Here is a 20,492-nt window from a genome sequence, read left to right on the forward strand (position 1 = left end):
CTGGCGGGGGAGCATGTTGATGGTGTGTGGCAGGTGTGGGCCTTTGCGCAGATTGCATATGCCACAAGCTGTTACGACATTTTCCCATGTGGTGCGCCCGCCCTTGCAGCGGGGAATGACGTGGTCAAACGTCAGGTCCTGCGTGGGGAGTTGGTCTCCGCAATACTGGCAGGAGAAATTGTCGCGCAGGAAGACATTAAAGCGGGTGAAGGCAGGCTTGCGGGCGGAGGGCACATAGTCTTTCAGCGCGATTACACTGGGCAGGCGGAAAGTCTGGTGGGGGGAATGGACTTCGGCATCATATTCACTCAACACGGAAACGCGGTCGAGGCAGACAGCCTTAATCGTATCCTGCCAAGACCAGAGTGAGAGCGGAAAGTAGGACAACGGACGAAAATCCGCATTCAACACCAGAGCAGGAAAATTTATCGTACTGCCGTCAGCCAAGACGCGCCTCCTTGGTGTAGGTGAGGGCGCAGCTTCCAGAACTGGCGTAAAAAACTCGTAGCAAAACGCCGTCAGAAGTGCGTCGTCGAGATCCGTGTTGTTGTGAGTATTGCAGATAGGCGGGTTTGCCGCAAGAAATGGCCTAAGTATTTAACAAAACAGTATTATTGTGATTTTGGGAGCATGTTATGACTGCTGTTCTCGTCTGCGGCACCCTATGGGGCACCCCATGACGGAGTCTTCATGGGTGACCCGCTTTGCCCCCAGCCCGACGGGCTTCCTGCATTTGGGACATGTGGCGTCCGCTCTTGCTGGGTGGACGCAGCAGGGGCCGCACGGCCTGTGGTTGGTGCGGATGGAGGATATTGACCCCCAACGCTGCCGGGAGCGTTACGCGACAGCCTTGCTGGACGATCTGGCGTGGCTTGGCCTGCATTCTGCCCGACCTGTCCTGCGGCAGTCCGCCAATATGTCTGCCTACCGCGCAACATTGGAGCGACTGGACCAGATGGGTGTGCTGTATCCGTGCTTCTGCACCCGTGCCGATATTGCGCGGGAAGCTGCTGGCATGATGTCGGCCCCACACGCCGCACCGGATGGCAGCCTGCGTTATCCCGGCACCTGTCGGCATTTGCCGCCCGAAGTCCGCGCTGCCACCCTTGCTGAAGGAAAGCCGCATGTGCTGCGGCTGGATATGCAAAAGGCACTGGACCATATCAGAGCACACACACCAGATGTCTGGCCCCTGAGTTATGAGGACCGGGAGCATGGAACAGTAATATGCCAACCCGACCTGTTTGGGGATGTCGTGCTGGCCAGACGGGATGTGCCAGCCTCTTACCATCTCTGCGTGACGCATGATGATGCCGCGCAGGGTATTACACTGGTTACACGCGGGGAGGATCTGCGCCCGGCTACGGACCTGCATCGGCTGATACAGGCGCTCATGGGCTGGCCTGCGCCGACTTATCAGTTTCATCCACTTTTATGTGATGCCGAAGGGCGGCGTCTTTCCAAGCGTGACGGTGCCAAAGCGGTGCGCGTCCTGCGGGAGGCAGGGGTATCACCGGAAGAGGTCAGACGGGCTGCTGGCTATCCCGATGTTATGGGGTGAACCCTGCGGGCTTTGCACTGGTCATTTTTAAATGATTTTTTCTAAAATGTGGCGTCATACAGGGTTTGCCCGGTTCCGCCAGAGGCAGAAGGGCACTACTATATTGGCCCTTGCCGGTTTTTTATCGTCATCAGGCTCTGGTCCGGCAGCGTCATGCGGGGCCGATGGCATTATGTCAGGAAGTGTTGGGATTATGAGCATTGTTGCTGACCGTCTGAACAGGATCAGCCCGAGCCAGACGATTGTTATTTCCACCAAGGCGCGTGAACTTAAGGCGCAGGGGCGGGATATTATCAGTCTGTCCGCTGGTGAGCCGGATTTCCGCACGCCTGACAATATTGCCCGCGCCGCCATGAAGGCGATTGAAGACGGCCAGACCCGCTATACCGATGTTGCAGGCACACCTGCCCTGCGCAAAGCCGTGGCGGACCGCTTCCGGCAGGATAGTGGGCTGGATTACACGCCGGAGGAAATCATTGTCTCCACCGGCGGCAAGCAGGTGATTTACAATGCGATGATGGCCTCGCTCAATCCGGGTGATGAAGCCATTATTCCAGCACCATGCTGGGTCTCCTACCCGGATATTGTCACGCTGGCGGAAGGCGTGCCGGTTATTGTGCCGTGCCGCCGGGAAAACGGCTTCAAGCTGACAGCCGAAGAGCTGGAAGCCGCAATTACCCCGCGTACAAAATGGGTTTTCCTGAATTCTCCCTGCAACCCGACAGGGGCGGCTTATTCTGCGGCAGATCTGCGCCCGCTGTGTGATGTCCTGCTGCGGCATCCGCATGTATGGGTGTTTACGGATGATATTTACGCCAAGCTGACCTATGACGGCTTCCGCCCCGCCACGTTTGTGGAAGTGGAGCCCCAACTGCGCGCCCGCACCGTGACGATGAATGGTGTGTCCAAAGCCTATGCCATGACAGGCTGGCGCATTGGTTTCTCCGGCGCGCCGGTGGAAATGACCAAAGCCATGAACAAGCTTCAGGGCCAGTCCACCTCCAACACTTGTTCCATTGCGCAGGCTGCGGCTGTGGAAGCTCTGACCGGGCCGCAGAACTTTATTGATGAAATGGTCACAACCTATCAGGCGCGGCGTGATCTGGTGGTGGAGATGCTGAACGCGGCTGAGGGTTTGCAGTGCGATAAGCCGGAAGGCGCGTTTTACGTGTTCCCGTCAGTCAAAGAGTGCCTCGGCAAAACCTCTCCCGGTGGACGTTTGCTGAAAACGGACGAGGATTTTGTAACGGCCCTGCTGGAAGAAGAAGGCGTTGCGGCGGTGCATGGCTCGGCCTTCATGTATCCGGATTACATGCGTATTTCCTACGCGACGGATACAGCGAGCCTGCGTGAAGCCTGCACGCGTATCCAGCGTTTCTGCAAAGGGCTGATTTAAGAGTATGGTGCGGTCTTTCGCGCGTCGGCTGGAGGGGCTGCCTGCCCCCGCCACCATTGAGATGGCACGCCGTGCCCGTGCGCTGCGCGCGGAAGGCAAGCCAGTTATTTCTCTGGCGCTGGGGGAACCAGATTTCCCAACACCTCCGGCCGTGGTGGAGGCCGCGCATGCCGCCGCTCTGGCAGGGCAGACCAAATATCCGCCCGTGGACGGCACACCGGCACTGAAAGCCGCCATTGCCCGCAAATTCGCGCGGGACAACGGGCTGGACTACGCGCCGGATGAAATCATGGCGTCCAATGGCGGCAAGCAGGTGATTTTCAATGCCTTTATGGCAACGCTGAACCCCGGTGATGAAGTGGTTGTGCCCGCTCCCTACTGGGTCAGCTATCCGTTGATTGCCCGCATGTTCGGCGGTGTACCGGTTGTGGTGCGGTGCCATGAGGAAGATGGCTTTAAGCTGAAGGCGGATGCTCTTGCCGCAGCCCTCACGCCAAAATCCCGCTGGCTTGTGCTGAACTTCCCCAATAACCCGACCGGGGCCGTGATGACGGCGCAGGAGTTGGAGACGATTGCCGAAATCGTGCGGCAATATCCAGACCTTTGGGTGTTGTCAGACGAGATTTACGAACATCTGGTGTTTGACGGTGTAAAATCCGCCTCTCTGGCCGCCATCGCGCCGGACCTGAAAGAGCGGATTATCACGCTGAATGGTGTGTCCAAAGCCTATGCCATGACGGGCTGGCGCGTGGGGTTTGCGGGCGGCCCGAAAGACTTGATTGCCGCCATGCGCAGTGTTCAGGGTAATTCCACATCCGGCATCTGCACCATTGCGCAGGCGGCTGCGGCGGCTGCACTAGATGGTCCGGTTGATCTGGTGCAGGAAATGGCTGCAACCTATGGCCGCCGCAGGCAGATGGTGGTGGATGCGCTGTGCCGTATTCCCGGTCTGACCTGTGCCATGCCGGAGGGCGCTTTTTATGCCTATCCCGGGGTCGCGGGGTGCCTTGGGCGCACAAGTGCCGGAGGGGTGCGGCTGGAAACAGATCAGGATTTTGCACTGGCTTTTCTGGAAGAAGAGTATGTTGCCACGGTGCCGGGCAGCGCGTTTGGGCAGTCCCCTTATCTACGCCTTTCCTGCGCCACGGGTGAGGCAGACCTGATGGAAGCCTGCCAGCGTCTGGCGCGGTTTGTCGGCAATCTGCACTGACAAGAGACGTGTGCTCTGAAGGCCGGCTGTTTAAACTCGGCAGGCTTTTCAGAATGTAAAAGGTCAGGCGGCAGACGTGCGTTTCTCGGGTGCGTCTGTGCAGGCTTAGGCACAGAGTGTTGTGTAGCCCGCGTGGTTTGGCTGGGCTTGTCGTGCGGCGGTCAGGATGAGACCGTACGCACAAAGCGCAGGATTTTCCGGCCGTCGTTCAGATACGCGTAATTCTGGGCGCTGTTATAAATTGTAAAATCGTTGGACTGCACAAGCTGGGTTTCCGCATCGAACTCAAGCGTGAGAGTCCCTTCCAGCACAAAAATCATTTCGTGCCAGCCTTCCGGGTCTGGTTCCGCCCTATAGCGTTCCCCCGGCGCGAGGGACCACAGCCAGAGCTGTGTATCATGTCGGGCAGGGGCCGCACCCAGAAGGGTCGCCTTGCTGGCATCGGCCTTACCGCGCCACATGATTTCTTCAATGCGGCGTAATTCCCGTTCCGGATTGCTGACCAGTTTGAGAAAAGTGGTGTCCAGTGCTTCGGCCAGCCGGTCCAGACTGCCTAGACTGATATTGGCATTTCCGGCTTCCAGACTCACAATCATACGGCGACTGATGCCCGAAGCACTGGCCAGTGCTTCCTGACTCAAACCGGCCTCCTTGCGCAGGCGGCGCAGGTTTGTTCCCACATACTTTAAAACATCAGATCGTGGGGGTTGATTGTGCATTATAGTGCTCATATACGCTGTTAAGTATGATCCAGACTCCACCCGCCTCAGGCTCTCATACCAAGTTCCTGTCAAAGCAGGAGATCATCCTTGTTTTGATCACCATGCTGTGGGGGGCAACGTTCCTTATCATCCATCATACCATGGAGCATACGGGGCCGCTGTTTTTTGTGGGGGTACGGTTTATCACGGCAGGGTTGATGTCTCTGTTGCTGTTCAGAAAATCCCTTGCCGGGATGACGCGATATGAGCTGAAAGCAGGGAGCCTGATCGGGGTTGGGGTCTTTCTGGGCTATACGTTCCAGACATTGGGACTGAAAACAATTTCCAGCAGCCAGTCTGCCTTTATCACGGCGCTGTATGTCCCCATGGTGCCGTTTCTCCAATGGGCAGTGCTCCGGCGCAGACCGCATATGATGAGCTGGGTTGGCGTTCTGATTGCCTTTATAGGGCTGATTTGCCTGACGGGACCGGAAGCGGCCAGTGGTCTCAGCCTCAGCCGCGGCGAAGTTGCAACCCTACTGGGAGCGTTCTCTATCGCCGGAGAGATTATTCTCATCAGTCGCTACGCGCTGCGGGTCGATAGCCGCCGGGTGACTATTGTGCAGTTGCTGGTCGCTGGCCTTCTGGCACTGGCTTTTATGCCGATAGCCGGGGAGTCTGTTCCTGCATTTTCGTGGGTTTGGGTCGCGTCTGGCGTCGGGCTTGGGGTGATGAGTGCGATTATCCAGTTCGCCATGAACTGGGCACAGAAAACCATTTCCGCCACCCGGGCGACGGTTATTTACGCGGGCGAGCCTGTCTGGGCTGGCCTTGTGGGGCGTCTTGCCGGAGAGCGCCTGCCGCCGCTAGCCATAGCAGGGGCTGGGCTGATTGTGCTGGGTGTTCTGGCAAGTGAAATCCGATTGCCACGCAAAAAGAAAATGCAAGAAAACTCCTGATTTTTTGCAAAAGAAGAGTATCAGGAAATAGACATAGACAATCTGAAGGATGCGTTTAGCCGCTCAGGACATTTCGGGTTGTGCGTTTGGCAATGGTGGAGGCTGCTTCCGTATCTGGTAGCAAGCCGATCAGTTGCAGTTCATCACAATACTGGGCGATCTGGTCACGCAGAAGGTGGCCTGTAACCGGGTTGATAGCAGGTTGATGCCGCAGCATGGCGCGCATGGTGTCTGCACTGACTTCTGAAGTATCGTCAGCGACGAGTGTCGCAGCTTCATCCCGGTGTTGGTTCGCCCATTTTGCAGCGTCCCGCAGGGCAAGGGTGAGGGCTGTTGCGGCATCCGGGTCTGCGTCCAGCGCCGTGTGGGCAGCACCGAGGACCAGACTGGTGCGGTCTGCATAATGGCCGGTTGTGCTGCCTACCAGTTCAGAAAATAGGTCCGCGTGGCTGTTCAGGAGTTGCCATGCCAAGGGGTCATGCGCAACGAGGGCATCAATCGTGCGGGCGCGGGCGGCATCGACCACATTGTCCGCGGGCATATCGGTCCATGTAATGCCGTCCATGGCGTTAATGCCCTTACGACGCATCATGATGGCAAAGAAAAACTTATCTGCCGCATTTTTATCCGGGACGGCGACCCTGCGGCCGACAAGTTGGTCCAGCCGGGTAATATTGGCGTCTCTGCGGACCAGCAGGCGGAACGCGCCGGGCTGAATACCCAGCACAAGGCTGGCGGGCAGGCCACCATAGAGGCGTGGCAACCATGTGAGGGCCGGGGCAACGGCATACTCCCCTTTGCCTGCGGCCAAGGCGTCCAGCGCCTCATTCCCGTTTTGTGGCGAGGGTATCGTGTCCACATCCAGACTGTAGCGGGTAAAAAAATCTTTCTGATACGCTACGGCCAGTACAGGCGCTGTTTCCGCATTTGCCCAGATCAGCCTGAGCTTACGATACTGGCCATCTGGCTGCTTGCGGGGGCGATGTGTATGGGCGTGATGTTCAAACGCACTCACCGCTCCGGCCACGGCCAGTCCGGCAAAGCCTGTCAGCACCAGTCTGCGGCGAAAAGCTGTGTCGGATGATGGTCCTTGTGCGCTCATGTTTCTGCCTTACCACAAGGGGGGTTACGCGTCGTCTGCTCATAAAAACACGAAACACAAAAAAAATGAAAAAAGGGGGTTTACGCCTCCCCCGGAACACGGTTATACGATGCCTCGCTGATCCCGAATAGCTCAGTTGGTAGAGCAAGCGACTGTTAATCGCTGGGTCGTAGGTTCGAGTCCTACTTCGGGAGCCAGCCTTTCCTTTTCAAATATAAAATAGCTCTCAAGCGTAGCATGTCATTGCTTCGTTGTGTCGCCTTGAGAGCCATCAAACACAGATTACGTTGCATTTTTTCGCGTTTTGCGTCTGGCACATGCGCGTTGTGTGCCTAGTGCTGTGCTTAAGGTATGGTTCCAGAAGAAAATTCGCCTTTGCCATTAGACGAAAAATCTATATAGTTTTCTAATCAAAACGAAATTTGTTGGTTCAGCTATTATTGCCGAAATTTTCGGATTTATAAGGGTATTAACATGCCTATAAATACGTTTCAGATTTTGATTATTGTTTTGTTTACATAGTTTTTTTATTCCACACTGCTCAGTTTCGTTTTGAAAAAAACGCCTCTACGGGAAGCTTTTTCCGTCAATCTGGTTTTGGGGTTTAGTTGGGTAGGCTGGCTTTCAGCTATTGCGTGGTGCGCGACGGGAGATCAGTCCAAAATCAAGAGAAAAATCAAATCCCGTTCAATACCCATGCAGATCATGCTTCTTACTCTGGTGTTTGGTGCAGAACTAGCTTTGATTTATGGAATGGCCAGACATTTTTCGTAGGGTTCTTTGTAAGGCCGTATTGAATTCATTGCGTGTAAGACAGTAATTTTGGTGTTTCTGTTACACGGGTGGCGGAATGTACCGGTCCAGCCGCCGTTCCTTGTTCGGTTCAAACCAAGCATATCACTGTATGTCTGCCAGAAAACCGGCACGGGCAACCACCAAGAATATTGGATTGCGCCCTAGCCGCAGATGAAAATTTTCTATAAGCGTATGTTTTTACAATAATTTTCTAAAAACACGAATGTATTTAAGTTGTTATAAATATTGAGATCTATAGTGATGTATTGCGCGAATAACAGAGCAGTTTTTGTTTGCAAAAACCTGTCTTTTATCATGCAGAAAGCAGGTTCTTTTATCTTCGAGAAATGAAAATTATAGAGGGTTGGCCGCCTACTGACGTGGTAAGGCGGAAGTGCGCATAAGCATGCAGACTATGGAAAAGGGGCGCAAGAAGTGCGCAATGTGCGTAACGATGCGTTATTTTGAACGTTTCCGTTTGGTTTTTTTTGAAGAATGACAGTGGCTGTCTTTTCCACGAGCAATTCGTGAAACAGTGCTGTTACAGATGCCAAGGTCCGTGGCAATAGCTTGGAGTGTCTCTCCATTTTGCCTTCGGTCGATTATTTCTTGCCGTTGCTCATCGGTTATCTGGCGTGGTCGACCCATGCGCTTTCCTTGCGCCATGGCGCGAACGCGTCCTTCTGTTGTGCGTGTACGGATGAGGTCACGCTCTACATCCGCAAGGCCGCCAAGGACTGCAAGCATCAGCCTGCCTGTACTTGTGCTCGTGTCAGTCCATGGTTCGGCCATAGAATAAAACAACGCCTTTTTGTCGGTAATCGTTTTAACGATAGAGAATAGGTCAAATGTACTGCGTGCCAGACGATCAAGCCTCGTTACCACTACGGTCTGACCGGGCTTGAGGCTGGCAAGGAGTCTGCGAAGCTCAGGACGCTCAGCGTCGGCCCCGCTGGCCTTTTCGCGATAGATACGGCGACATCCGAATTCCTTGAGTGTGTTGAGTTGAAGTTCCAGAGTCTGCCCGGTTGTACTAACGCGGGCATAGCCGACTTTGCGACGTGTGATGCAGGTGTTCATTCACCCCTAATGAGCTGAAAATGCTTAAGAGTTGCTTGATAAAGTCTTGATTTGCGCAAGGCATAAAGCTTCGCCTTGCAAAGAGTTAACGAACCGTAAAAGTGTCTACACACCAAATATTGTTAACGCAAGAAAAACATACAGCATCAAAAAAGACACACTTCCAGTTTTTTGCGCAAATCAAGGATTGGGAAAATGTCGAATACATATGTCTGGACCGGTGCGCAAAATACAGATTGGAATAATCCACAAAACTGGAGTGTCGTGAACGGAAAAATTGTGACGTCGCAGAATGGCGTTCCGGGGGCGGCTGATAATGTTCTTATCATGAGCGGCAATACACTGAATCAGGCCGGCTATACTTACAATGGCGATCCCAATGCCATGAATAACGCCATCAAAAACATGACACCGACTCTTAGCGGCAATACCGCTGTTACAGTCGCAAACGTCACTCTTGGTGGTAATGGTGGCCCCGCAACACTGATAACGGGTAGCACACCGTTCACGGTGACGGGTACACTACAGGATCCGCAAAGCGCAGGCATCCAGAATGCTCAGGGTGGGTCCTATGGCCTGCAAGGCACGAACATTCACATTACTCATCTTGTTTGGGGTGCTGGCGGCAATGTTTCTTACGGCACAGGCAGCACACCCGCCAATGTCACGGTCGACTGGATGAGTGGTGCTGGTAACAATGACAACGGCAACAACTCCGTTATTACTGTTACCAAGGGTTATGATGTTGATGACAGCGGAAGCCCTCTGTTCCAGCAGGGTAAAAATGGTAATAACAACTGGAATATCACGTACGCCAGTGGTGCCCAGAAGTGTCATCCGGGAGCCTGCTTTCTATCTGGCAGCGCCATTCGTACACCTGAAGGCGATGTTACTGTCGAAAATATCAAAATCGGTGATGACGTTATTACGTTTGACTGGAAGAACAACAAGGACGTGATCCGGCCAGTTGTATGGGTTGGTAAAGCACGCGCTACAGTGCAGTTTAACCAGCCTGATGACGAAGCCGGATACCCTGTTCGTATTCTGAAAAATGCCATTTCTGACGGTGTGCCTTACAAAGACATGCTGGTCACACCGGAACATTGCCTGTTTTTTGAAGGAAAGTTCGTGCCGGCGCGTATGTTGGTGAATGGTGCGTCCATTTTCTATGATAAGTCCATTACGTCTTATGACTACTATCATGTGGAAACGGAGCAGCATTCTGTCATCATGGCCGATGGGATGTTGACCGAAAGCTATCTGGATACGGGAAACCGTTCCTCTTTCCGTCAGGAAGGCCGTGTTATCGCGTTGCATGGAACAGCCCGCACGTGGGAAAACGATTCTGCTGCACCACTTTGCGTGGACCGTGCTTTTGTGGAGCCTCTGTTCCGTATGCTGGAATGGCGGAAAAATAGCGTGGATGGCTGTCAGGTTTCAACGACACCCATTCAACTGACGGAAGATCCTGACCTGCATCTGGTAACGGGAAGTGGCGCTGTTGTCAGGCCGATGCGTAAAGCTGCGCATCATTACAGCTTCATGCTGCCGCCGGGTACGGACTTTGTCCGGATTGTTTCCCGCGCCAGCCGTCCGGCGGATGTTGTCGGTCCGTTTGTGGATGATCGCCGATTTATGGGTGTCGCTGTAGCAGGTATCAATCTGCTTTGTGCACGGAACCAGTATGAAATCATGGACCATCGTCAGGCCGAAAAGCCCGCAGGCTGGTATCAGGCTGACGATACCCGCTGTGTCTGGACAAACGGGAATGCGGAGCTTCCGTTGGGTAACCATCTTGCAAACGGGAAAATGGGCATCCTGTCTCTGACAATCATTGCGGCTGGGCCTTATAATCTTAGTCATCAGGATGATGCAGGACTGAAGGTCGAAACGGCCTGATATTCTGACCTTCTAGAATAGAAAAAGCCGTTTTCTCCAGTATAATCAGGAGAAAACGGCTTTTTTCTTTGCAGATATTAGCTTTGGTGGAGGGCGGCAATGCCCGTCAGTTCAACCCGCCAGTCAGGATTAGCAAGTTTCGCTTCGACTGTTGCACGGGCGGGCTTGTTGTCCCGGTCCAGCCACGCGTCCCATGCGCGGTTCATACCAGCCATATCACTCATGTCCGCCAAGAAAATCTGCACGGACAGCAGGCGATTTTTATCTGTGCCAGCTTTGGCGAGAAGGGCATCAACCTGCCGCAAAATATCGGCCATCTGGCCTTCAGCATCTAATGTAGCATCATCCGCCACCTGACCTGCCAGATGCACAAGTCCGTTGTAAATAACAGCGCCTGTCAGGCGTTCTTCCGGGTCAAGGCGTGTAATGGTCATGGCTTTTCCTTTAAGCTATAATCGTTTCAGGCAACAGGCATGTTATCAATCAGTCGGATATCCCCAAGGCTGGCAGCCACGAAAAGCCGTGTTCCAGCATCGGCTTTTTCAGCAGGGGTCAGTGTCTTCTCAGAACGAAGATCCAGATAATGCACTGTAAACCCGGCCTCTTTCAGGGTGCGCACGCAGAGTTCCAGAGTAGGGGTAACCGCTTGTCCGGCTTTTAGAGCCTCAAGGCATGAAATTAATGCTTGTGGTAGATGAGCGGCCTGCTGGCGTTGGGCTGGGGTCAACCGCCGGTTGCGGGAAGAGCGTGCCAGATTGTCCGCCTCGCGCACGGTCGGAACCGGGAGGATGGTGACGGGCAGATCCAAGTCTGTCACCATTTTGCGGATAATGCAGAGTTGCTGAAAGTCTTTTTCGCCAAACGCTGCAATATCCGCACGGGTTTGCATGAAGAGTTTGGTAACAATTGTTGCCACGCCGTCAAAGTGACCGGGGCGGTCCCCGCCGCACAGCACTTTATCCAGCCCGGAAACCGTGATGCGGGTGCAAAAGCCGGGAGGATAAATCTGTGTTTCATCGGGGGCATAGAGCACGTCCACAAGGCCGGTTTCTGCCAGCAAGGCTTCATCAGCTTCCAGACCGCGTGGATAGAGCTGGAAATCATCCGGGTTGTTAAACTGGATCGGGTTGACAAAAATCGTCACAATCCGCCGCGTGGCTTTGCCATCCAGCGCGCGCACCAGTGTCAGATGGCCTTCATGCAAAGACCCCATGGTGGGCACCAGCCCGATTGTCTCGCCGTTTTTGTGCCACTGGGTGACAATTTCGGTCAGTTCCTGTCTGGTTCGTACAAGCTTCATGACGCATCCCGGTTTGCAGTAAAAGCGCAGGACAGCGGGCCGACCGATCTGAGCACGATAGCCGGGACGTCCGCTGTCCGTCTTGGGCCGTCTTACTGCGTTTTCAGGAATGGTTCCAGCAGCACGCGGTCCGCGAGGCTGAGCCGGTCTGCCGCCGTGCTGGCCTGATGCCAGTAGGGATAGAGCAGGGGAGGCTGGCTGGCCTGATTGAGGCGGTTCAACTGGTCTTCCGACAGCGTGAGGTCCGCGGCTTTCAGGTTGTCTTTCAACTGCTCTTCCGTGCGCGCGCCAACAATAACGGACGTGATAGCCGGGCGATGCATGGTCCACGCCAGAGCGATCTGTGCTGCGGAAACGCCATGTTCCTGCCCAATGGCAAGCAGCACTTCTACAATATCAAACAGCTTCTCTTTGTCATGCACCGGGGGTTCGCCAAAGTTTTCAAGCTGGCGTCCCGCTGGTGTTGGCTGGTTACGGCGATATTTGCCAGAAAGCAGACCACCTGCCAGCGGGCTCCAGACCTGCACCCCAATCCCTTGATCCACAGCCGCGGGCAGAAGTTCATATTCCGCATCGCGTGCCTGAAGGGAGTAATAAATCTGCTGGGAAACCGGGGCGATCAGCCTGTTCCGTTCAGCAACGGAAAGTGCTTTCATCATATGCCATGCGGAGAAATTTGAAACGCCACTATAGCGAATTTTCCCGGCACGGGTCAGTGTATCAAGGGCTTCGAGCGTTTCATCCAGTGGGGTCTGACCGTCCCACTCATGCAGGTAATATAGATCAATATGGTCACGGCCCAGACGCTTCAGGCTGGCCTCGCACGCGGCAATGAGATGCAGGCGGGAAGAGCCCGCGCCGTTTGGACCGTCCTGTGTGCGGAAGCGGGCTTTGGTGGTGACCAGAATTTCCTGCGAACGTCCTTTCAGGGCTTCCCCCAGAATGATTTCGGATTCTCCAGAGGAATAAATATCCGCCGTATCAAACATGGTGATGCCCGCATCAAGGCACAGATCAATCAGGCGGCGTGCTCCGGCTGTATCGGTATTGCCTGTTTTTGCGAAAGCCCCTTTGCCTCCAAATGTCATGGTGCCAAGGGTAAGGGCAGAAAGACGCAGGCCAGACCGGCCAAGTTGACGATACTGCATGAGTCTGTTCTCCGTGTGGGTGAAGAGTTGAGCGCGGATGACCTTTTTGAACTGGCGGTATAGAGGGGCGTTTTCAAGGGTATCAGGGTGTTCACTCTCTTTTGACTGCCATAGGAGAGCGGGCTTAACAGGGGAGATGGTTCCTGTTGACTGCGTAGGGGCTGGCTCAAGGTTTCCAGAACGGTGCGCTGGGCGGCAAGGGAGTGTTCGCATCTGGTGGGTGGCCCGCCTGTTGCGGTGGGGTGTGTCAGTGCGGCCTGTCGGTCTGTCGGCGTTGGGAATGGAAGTCCTGCCTGCCCTGATCCAGCTTGGTCATTTTAGCCATGCCGCCAGAAAAATCTCCGATTTCAATCAGAGCGGTGTCCGGCAGGCTGTAAAATTTCTACACGGCTTTTGCTGAAACATTGCCGGTAGAAGCTGCAAGATGTGTTAGCCCCTCTGCGTGGTCGACATCCACTCTGCGATGAATGCTGTTGATCCACGCCGCGCAGAAAAACGGAATGACAAAGCAGCTTTTCCCCAGTTCGGACAGCCCACCCATAAGACCGAGGCGCTGTTGAGCGTGCGTTCTGCCAGTCTGGCCCGTCGTCAGCGGAGAGGGTGATTTCCGCATCGGCAGGCTGGGGCGGGTGGCTATGCCAACACCCCGCTGGGACCTACATGCCAGCTCCTGCGGGTAAGGGGTGAACTGTGGCGTGGATAACAGCCCCGTGGGTGATATCTGTGTCATCCCCACCGCATCTTAACTCTCTCTGCAAACGGATGGGTGTTGCCCCGACCCGTGCGGCAGATGGTGAAGGTGGGGTGCTGGCCGCCGGGGAGCGCAATGGTTACGCAGATGGAGGCTTGTGCCCCAAGAGCATTAGCTATGCCGCTTTTGTGGCGGCTGTCGCGCTGTTTTCGGTTGTTCAGCTCCGGCGCAGTTCTGTTCCTGTGTGCTTCATGCGGCGGTTGTAAGGCATCCGGGTGCTGGGCGGTATCCAGATAAGCATTTGTAAGGTGACGCAGGCGCGGGAGGGTGTGATAGAAAGGGGTATGTCTTATGCCGATTTCGTTCATCTCCGAGTTCATTCCGCCTATTCCCTGAGTCAGGGGGCCATCCGTGTGCCAGAGATGGTCTCTCTGGCGAAAGAGATGCGGATGCCTGCCGTGGCGATTACGGATTCTGGCAATCTGTTCGGGGCGCTGGAGTTCTCTCAATATACCTGCAAGAGCGGGATTCAGCCGATTATTGGCTGCCAGCTTGGCCTGCCCGCACGTAATGACAAGCCGGGCTCTCCGTCTGAACCGATTGTCATGCTGGCGCAGAACGAGGCCGGGTTGGCCAATCTGCAATATTTGTCTTCCACAGGCTTTCGGGAGTCGGACCCGGCGGACCCGGTTATCAGCATGGATGTGCTGTGTGAGCGCTCGGAGGGGCTGCTCCTGCTGACAGGAGGGACCCGTGGGCCGCTCTTCCAGATGCTGGCGGACGGGCAGAAGGAGGAGGCCGAACGTTGGTTGGCGCGGCTGAGGGAAGCCTTTGATGACCGCCTGATTGTGGAACTGCACCGCCATAATCTGCCAGTAGAAAAAGCAGTGGAGCCGGGGGTGCTGGCGTTGGCGAACCAGTTCGGCCTGCCGCTGGTGGCCACTAATGAATGTTTTTTCCCGCGTCCGGAAATGTATGAAGCCCATGATGCGCTGATCTGTATTGCGCAGGGCCGCACCATGGCGGAGCGGGACCGCTGGCGCGTCACACCTGAGCACTGGTTCAAGCCACCGGAAATGATGCGCGCCCTGTTCGCGGACCTGCCGGACGCTTGTGACAACACGCTGGAAATAGCCCGTCGTTGTGCTGTCAAAGTGGAAACACGCAAGCCGCTTCTGCCTGTTTGTCCAAAAGTGCATGAGGGCTCTACGGAAGACGAGACCTTGCGCGCCATGGCGTGGGAGGGCTTGGAAAAACGCTTGTCCGGCATGACGATGGATGAGGAAACGCGGCAGAAATATAAGGACCGGCTGGCGTTTGAACTGGATATTATTTCCGGTATGGGGTTCCCCGGTTACTTCATGATCGTGGCGGACTTTATCCAGTGGGGGAAGGCGCACGATATTCCTGTGGGTCCGGGGCGTGGGTCTGGGGCAGGGTCTCTGGCCGCATGGGCGCTGACCATTACGGATATTGACCCCATTCCCTTCAACCTGCTGTTCGAACGGTTTTTGAACCCCGAACGTGTCTCCATGCCTGACTTTGATATTGATTTCTGTCAGGACCGGCGCGACGAGGTGATTGCCTATGTCCGCCGGGAATATGGGCCGGACCGCGTGGCGCAGATCATCACGTTTGGTAAGTTGCAGGCGCGCGCGGCGGTGCGGGACGTCGGGCGTGTGCTGGGTCTGCCTTATGGGATGGTGAACCGCGTGGCGGAACTCATTCCCAACAACCCCGCCAAACCGACCACGCTCAAGGAAGCGATTGCCGGGGAACCCAAACTTCAGGACATGCGCGACAATGACGAAGCATTGCGTCGCCTGCTGGAAATAGGCCAGCAGATTGAAGGGCTGTTCCGCCATGCCAGTACTCACGCCGCCGGTGTGGTGATTGGGGACAGGCCGTTGGTTGAGCTGGTGCCGCTCTACCGAGACCCGAAAAGTGACATGCTGGTCACGCAATATAACATGAAATTTGTTGAGCAGGCGGGGCTGGTTAAGTTCGACTTTCTGGGCCTGACAACACTGACCATTTTGCAAAGAGGCGTTGGATTCCTCAAGAAAATGGGGATTGAGGTTGACCTCAGTCGCATTCCCCTGAACGATGCCGCCACCTACGATATGCTCAGTAAGGGCGATACCGCAGGCGTATTCCAGTTTGAAGGGGCTGGGATGCGCGATGTTCTCAAGCAGATGCGTCCCACCCGGCTGGAAGACCTGATTGCGGCTGTGGCGCTGTATCGCCCCGGCCCGATGGCGAACATTCCTGATTATTGCCGTAGAAAACACGGGGAAAAGTGGGAGCCGCCGCACGAGGAAATTCGTGAAATTCTTGAAGAGACCTACGGCATCATGGTCTATCAGGAACAGGTGATGCAGATTGCCCAGAAAATGGCGGGCTACAGCCTTGGTGGGGCTGACCTGCTGCGGCGGGCCATGGGTAAGAAAATCCGCGCGGAAATGGATACCCAGCGCGAGATTTTCACGGAAGGGGCCACAAAGCGCGGGATTGACCGGGACAAGGCTGTTGAGGTGTTTGACCTCATGGCGAAATTTGCAGACTATGGCTTCAATAAATCCCATGCAGCCGCTTATGCACTGGTGTCCTATCAGACAGCGTGGATGAAGGCGAACCACCCGGTGGCGTTCCTTGCAGGCTGTATGTCTCTGGCGCGGGAGCGGACGGAAAAGCTGGCGGCCCTTCGGCAGGAAGCCGAGCGGATGGGCCTCAAGGTTCTGCCGCCGGATGTGAATAAGTCGGAAGCCGATTTCTCGGTCGAGACTTTGCCGGACGGCACCTATGGCATTCGCTACGCGCTGGCGGCAGTCAAAAAGGTCGGGTTTAGCGCTATGGAAGCACTTGTGGCCACGCGGGGGAAAAAGCCGTTTAAAGATCTGGCAGATTTTGCCATGCGGATTGACCCGAAACAAATTAACCGCATGCAGATGGAAAATCTGGCCAAGGCGGGGGCGTTTGAATGTCTGGATAAAAACCGGGCGCTGGCGTTCAACTCGGCTGATACCATTTTGCGGCGCGCGCAAAGTCAGGCGCAGGAGGCGGCATCGGGCCAGATTGGTCTGTTTGGCGGGGGCGGCCATGTAGAGCCGCTGCGCCTTGCAAACTGTTCAGACTGGCCGGAGTTTGAACGTCTGGCGATGGAGGCGGAAGCCATAGGTTTTCACATGACAGCCCATCCGCTGGATGCCTATGGCACGGTGCTGCGTCGGTTGGATGTGACGCGTTGCTCCGGCCTGATGGCCGCGGCGGAAGCCGGTGTGGGGCGGGTGCGTATTGCAGGCTGTGTGGTGGACCGGAAAGAACGACCCACGCGCACGGGGAATAAAATGGCATGGGTTCGGCTGTCAGATTCCTCTGGTGGTTGTGAGGTTACACTGTTTTCCGAAGTGCTGACCCGTGTGCGGGACAGTCTGACTGCTGGAACAGCGGTTCTGGTTACGGCAGATATGAAGCTGGAAGGTGAGGCCATGCGTCTTACCGCAACGGATGTTGTGGAACTTGAGCAGGCCGCAGCACAGGCAAAAAGTGAATTGCGGATATGGGTGGAGCAGGAAAGTGCCTTGTCCCGCCTGAATGAAATTCTGACCGAGCAGAAAGGTGGCTCCAGCCGGGTCGTTTTGTTGCCGGGCGTGGCGGAAACCTGTGATGTGGAAATCCGCCTGCGTGGCGGGTATAAGGTCACGCCACTGCTGGGGCAGAGGGTCAAAATGCTGGATGGTATTTCCCGCGTGGAGCAGGTTTAGGGCCGTAGTTTTTATGAGAATAGCACGGCTCTGGGCGCATGAACTGGTCTGGCGGGAGCCGGAAACTGTCTTTGCGGCATGGGGAGACGCGCCTTGGTGTGCGTTTCTGGATAGTGGCGGCGTGGTTGAAGAGCGGAGCCGCTGGCAGATTTTCTGCCGGCAGCCTGTGCGGACACTTATGGTGCAGGATGGTCAGATTGTTCAGGATGCTGGCTCGCCAGTTCCGTTCACGCCAGAGGTTTTGTTTAATCAGCTAAGGGCCATTCTGCCTGCGGACGTTTTGGCCGCAAGAGAGCCAGAGGGTGTGTCCCTACCATTTTTTGGTGGATGGGTGGGTTTTGCCGGATATGGTTTGGGGGAGTATCTGGAGCGTGGTGTGCCCGGTCGCACTACGGAGGATGAACCAGACTGTGCCGCAGGTTTTTATGATCATGCGTTTATCTGGGATCGACTTTCAAAACGTGCCTTCGTAGCGGGCAGTGCGTTTGAAGCGCATGAAAATGGTAGTTATGATCCGGGTGCGGCGTATGGGGTCGCATGGGCGGAACTGCCGGATACCGCGCCAGATTTACCTGCTGTGCCCACAGCTCTGTTTTCTGCAGATCAATCGTCTGCGGCATATTGTCAGGCTGTAGAACAGGCTCGTGCGTATATTGCTGCCGGGGATATTTTTCAGGTTAATATTACAGGTCGTTATTTTGCGGAATTTCCACAAGATTTTTCAAATAGCGCGTTGTATCGCGCGCTGCGTCAGCAGGTGCCAGCCCCTTTTGGGGCGTATCTGTCGTGCGGGGCGGACTATGCGCTGCATTCGTCCTCGCCGGAACGGTTTTTGCAGTGTGATGCGCAGGGGGGTGTGACGTCTCGGCCCATTAAGGGCACGGCTCCTCGTGGGGTGACGCCGGAAGAGGATGATGCCTTTGCAGTTAGCCTGAGCGGCGATGAAAAAGAACGTGCTGAAAACCTGATGATTGTGGACCTGATGCGGCATGATATTGGCCGCGTCGCCCAGATTGGCAGCATGCGTGTACCGGAATTTCTGCGGGTGGAACGCTTTAGCCATGTGCATCATCTGGTTTCTGAAGTGCGTGGCACGCTTGCAGCGGGGCGAGATGTGTTTGACCTGTTGCGGGCAACACTCCCGCCGGGATCTGTCACGGGTGCGCCAAAGCACCGGGCTATGGGCATTATTGAAGAACTGGAAGCCTCCCCGCGCGGCGCTTATTGCGGCAGTGTGTTTTGCATTGGGGTGGATGGTCGGATGGAAAGCTCTGTTATTATTCGGACAATTGTCCGGAAAAAACATTCCGTAACACTGGCGGCGGGCGGCGGCATTACCATCCTGTCTGACCCAGAAAAAGAATATGCGGAAATGCGCCTGAAACTGGTACCTTTTTTTGCGTTGTTTGGTGGCGCACCATGAGATTTGTCTGGTTGAACGGTCAGATCTGCCCAGCAGAGGCGGCGCATGTCAGTCTGGCCGACCGTGGCCTGACGTTGGGGGACGGTTTGTTTGAAACGCTTCGGGTGCATAATGGCCGCGTCTGCCATATGGACTTGCATATGCAGCGTTTGCAAAATGGTGGCGCTGTGCTGGAACTGAGCGTGCCTAACGGTGCCGTTGTGGCACAGGCGGCGCAGGAGCTTCTGGCCGTAACAGGGATACAGAATGGGTCTATGCGCCTTACAGTCACGCGGGGTGTAGCACCACGCGGATTACTTCCACCTCAGCACGAACAACCGACGATATTTATGACGGCAGCGGAGGGGACGGCAAAGGTTACGGCCATGTCTCTCATGACAAGCCAGACCATTCGGCGGGATGAACGCTCTCCTTTGAACAGCGTAAAAAGCCTGAACTATCTCCCGAATATTCTGGCGCGTCAGGAAGCGGAGCGCGCCGCGTGCGGGGATGCACTATTGCTCAATCTGCAAGGGCGGATTGCGGAAACAACCGTTAGCACGGTGATTATTCAGGAGCAGGGCGGTTTTATAACGCCGCCTGTTTCGGAAGGCGCTTTGCCGGGTGTGGCGCGCGCTGTGCTATTGCGCGCGGGGATGCTGCGGGAAGAGATGATTTCAAGAGAGCGGCTGAACTTTGCGGACGGAGTGTATCTGATTAACAGCCTGAGTGTGCGGCGCGTAAAGACTGTTGATGGCGCGCCTATCAGGCACTCTCCTCTTGGCTTGCGCAGGGTATGTGAGCAGTTCGAGATACCTTTTTCAGAGGGGGAGGGCGCGTAAGCCCGCGCATCATGTTGGTGGTGCAAGCAAGGCCGCTATGCAAAGCGGAGCGCAACCTTTTCGGGGTGGTGCCGTTGCACAAGGGGAGCGTATTTTTCCATTTTGCACGAAAGGCGAGCACCATGCCTTCAAAATTATATTCCACGACTTTGGCGGTTTCCATGCTGGTGGCCCCTGCCATTGCGCTGGCGCAAGCTACGGAAAACACCCTGACTCAAGGTGTGCCAACGGCAAATTCAGCAGCCTCTCAGGTTGGGAAAGTCCCGCCTGCCGCTCTTGATAAAAGTGGCAAGCGGGTGGAACCGTCCCAGAAGCTCTGGAACAATCCGCGCACCGAGGCTGAGCAGCCGGGCACCCAGCCGCCGTCCAATGGCGGTAATGGGGATGATGCCCGTACGCCGCCGGGTCCTAAAACAGAGCAGGCCAGCCCGTATAAAGGGCACAAACCCCCTCATATGGACCATAAGCCAAAGCAAAACTGAGGCATTTCCGTATTTTATCCGGACAGTGTGCTGCATCCCGCTAATCTGTCATGCAGCGGCGGGGCTTGCCTGATCTTTTAGGAAAGACCAATTCTAGACGGCATGACCCGGTGAGGTGATGCCGTCTTTTTGCATCTGCCTCTGGTATTCTGAGAGGTGA

The 20,492-nt window shown here is 55.5% G+C and carries 19 protein-coding genes and 1 tRNA gene; 12 read left to right on the forward strand and 8 right to left on the reverse strand.

Translation table 11 applies throughout. The annotated features are described in order from the left end of the window. Nucleotides 1-447, reverse strand: a 447-nt coding sequence (locus tag AD949_RS13770) for an HNH endonuclease (protein WP_082786035.1), incomplete at its 3' end; no start/stop codon positions are given. A 229-nt stretch (nucleotides 448-676) separates the two neighbouring features. Here AD949_RS13770 and gluQRS point away from each other — a divergent pair. The 3 genes from gluQRS (at nucleotide 677) to AD949_RS06780 (ending at nucleotide 4,167) form a co-directional block, all read left to right on the forward strand. Beyond that, nucleotides 677-1,561, forward strand: a complete 885-nt coding sequence (gene gluQRS, locus AD949_RS06770; RefSeq protein ID WP_048835399.1) for a tRNA glutamyl-Q(34) synthetase GluQRS — start codon at nucleotides 677-679, stop codon at nucleotides 1,559-1,561. 193 nt (nucleotides 1,562-1,754) lie between these two features. Further along, nucleotides 1,755-2,957 (forward strand): pyridoxal phosphate-dependent aminotransferase, encoded by a 1,203-nt coding sequence (locus tag AD949_RS06775; protein WP_048835398.1) that lies wholly within the window; start codon nucleotides 1,755-1,757, stop codon nucleotides 2,955-2,957. 4 nt (nucleotides 2,958-2,961) lie between these two features. After that, a complete protein-coding gene (locus AD949_RS06780) occupies nucleotides 2,962-4,167 on the forward strand; it encodes a pyridoxal phosphate-dependent aminotransferase (protein ID WP_048835397.1) in 1,206 nt (401 codons plus the stop codon). Nucleotides 4,168-4,328: 161 nt separating this feature from the next. On the opposite strand, the gene AD949_RS06785 is transcribed toward AD949_RS06780, so the two are convergent. After that, entirely contained in the window at nucleotides 4,329-4,886 is a 558-nt protein-coding gene (locus tag AD949_RS06785; protein WP_209421639.1) for a helix-turn-helix domain-containing protein, read from the reverse strand. A 26-nt stretch (nucleotides 4,887-4,912) separates the two neighbouring features. Between AD949_RS06785 and AD949_RS06790 the strand changes: the two genes are divergently transcribed. Next, a complete protein-coding gene (locus AD949_RS06790) occupies nucleotides 4,913-5,827 on the forward strand; it encodes a DMT family transporter (protein WP_048835395.1) in 915 nt (304 codons plus the stop codon). 55 nt (nucleotides 5,828-5,882) lie between these two features. Here the strand turns inward: AD949_RS06790 and AD949_RS06795 are convergent, their stop codons facing one another. Continuing rightward, a complete protein-coding gene (locus AD949_RS06795) occupies nucleotides 5,883-6,929 on the reverse strand; it encodes an ABC transporter substrate-binding protein (RefSeq protein ID WP_048835394.1) in 1,047 nt (348 codons plus the stop codon). A 121-nt stretch (nucleotides 6,930-7,050) separates the two neighbouring features. On the opposite strand from AD949_RS06795, the gene AD949_RS06800 reads away from it, so the two are divergent. Then, nucleotides 7,051-7,126, forward strand: a tRNA-Asn gene (locus AD949_RS06800). Between the two features lie 1,057 nt (nucleotides 7,127-8,183). Here the strand turns inward: AD949_RS06800 and AD949_RS06805 are convergent. Beyond that, entirely contained in the window at nucleotides 8,184-8,804 is a 621-nt protein-coding gene (locus tag AD949_RS06805) for a recombinase family protein (protein ID WP_048835393.1), read from the reverse strand. A 195-nt stretch (nucleotides 8,805-8,999) separates the two neighbouring features. Here AD949_RS06805 and AD949_RS06810 point away from each other — a divergent pair, with 195 nt between their 5' ends. Beyond that, complete coding sequence (locus tag AD949_RS06810; protein WP_048835392.1) at nucleotides 9,000-10,703, forward strand: Hint domain-containing protein; 1,704 nt, start codon at nucleotides 9,000-9,002, stop codon at nucleotides 10,701-10,703. Between the two features lie 77 nt (nucleotides 10,704-10,780). On the opposite strand, the gene AD949_RS06815 is transcribed toward AD949_RS06810, so the two are convergent. The 3 genes from AD949_RS06815 to AD949_RS06825 form a co-directional block, all read right to left on the reverse strand. After that, nucleotides 10,781-11,137, reverse strand: a complete 357-nt coding sequence (locus AD949_RS06815) for a RidA family protein (RefSeq protein ID WP_048835391.1) — start codon at nucleotides 11,135-11,137, stop codon at nucleotides 10,781-10,783. A 26-nt stretch (nucleotides 11,138-11,163) separates the two neighbouring features. Continuing rightward, the gene (panC, locus tag AD949_RS06820) at nucleotides 11,164-12,003 is read right to left on the reverse strand and encodes a pantoate--beta-alanine ligase (RefSeq protein ID WP_048835390.1); all 840 of its coding nucleotides are present in this window, start codon (nucleotides 12,001-12,003) and stop codon (nucleotides 11,164-11,166) included. A gap of 92 nt (nucleotides 12,004-12,095) precedes the next feature. Further along, nucleotides 12,096-13,151, reverse strand: a complete 1,056-nt coding sequence (locus AD949_RS06825) for an aldo/keto reductase (RefSeq protein ID WP_048835389.1) — start codon at nucleotides 13,149-13,151, stop codon at nucleotides 12,096-12,098. Nucleotides 13,152-13,287: 136 nt separating this feature from the next. Between AD949_RS06825 and AD949_RS14280 the strand changes: the two genes are divergently transcribed. Next, nucleotides 13,288-13,551, forward strand: coding sequence for a hypothetical protein (locus tag AD949_RS14280; protein ID WP_211259976.1), 264 nt, complete (start codon nucleotides 13,288-13,290; stop codon nucleotides 13,549-13,551). Here the strand turns inward: AD949_RS14280 and AD949_RS14285 are convergent. Next, nucleotides 13,534-13,881, reverse strand: a complete 348-nt coding sequence (locus tag AD949_RS14285) for a cobalt-precorrin-5B (C(1))-methyltransferase (protein ID WP_209421637.1) — start codon at nucleotides 13,879-13,881, stop codon at nucleotides 13,534-13,536. The two genes, AD949_RS14280 and AD949_RS14285, sit on opposite strands and share 18 nt — an antisense overlap. Between AD949_RS14285 and AD949_RS06830 the strand changes: the two genes are divergently transcribed. The 5 genes from AD949_RS06830 (at nucleotide 13,875) to AD949_RS06850 (ending at nucleotide 20,332) form a co-directional block, all read left to right on the forward strand. Next, complete coding sequence (locus AD949_RS06830) at nucleotides 13,875-14,108, forward strand: hypothetical protein (protein ID WP_141325383.1); 234 nt, start codon at nucleotides 13,875-13,877, stop codon at nucleotides 14,106-14,108. The genes AD949_RS14285 and AD949_RS06830 overlap by 7 nt on opposite strands. 78 nt (nucleotides 14,109-14,186) lie before the next feature. Beyond that, nucleotides 14,187-17,606, forward strand: coding sequence for a DNA polymerase III subunit alpha (gene dnaE / locus AD949_RS06835; RefSeq protein ID WP_048835387.1), 3,420 nt, complete (start codon nucleotides 14,187-14,189; stop codon nucleotides 17,604-17,606). A gap of 13 nt (nucleotides 17,607-17,619) precedes the next feature. Beyond that, complete coding sequence (locus tag AD949_RS06840; protein WP_048835386.1) at nucleotides 17,620-19,029, forward strand: anthranilate synthase component I family protein; 1,410 nt, start codon at nucleotides 17,620-17,622, stop codon at nucleotides 19,027-19,029. Beyond that, a complete protein-coding gene (locus tag AD949_RS06845) occupies nucleotides 19,026-19,850 on the forward strand; it encodes an aminotransferase class IV (RefSeq protein ID WP_048835385.1) in 825 nt (274 codons plus the stop codon). Before AD949_RS06840 ends, AD949_RS06845 begins: the two co-directional genes overlap by 4 nt. A 122-nt stretch (nucleotides 19,851-19,972) precedes the next feature. Next, complete coding sequence (locus tag AD949_RS06850) at nucleotides 19,973-20,332, forward strand: hypothetical protein (protein ID WP_141325385.1); 360 nt, start codon at nucleotides 19,973-19,975, stop codon at nucleotides 20,330-20,332. Nucleotides 20,333-20,492: the final 160 nt, after the last annotated feature.

The sequence above is a fragment of the Acetobacter orleanensis genome (assembly GCF_001581005.1).
Lineage (GTDB): Bacteria > Pseudomonadota > Alphaproteobacteria > Acetobacterales > Acetobacteraceae > Acetobacter > Acetobacter orleanensis.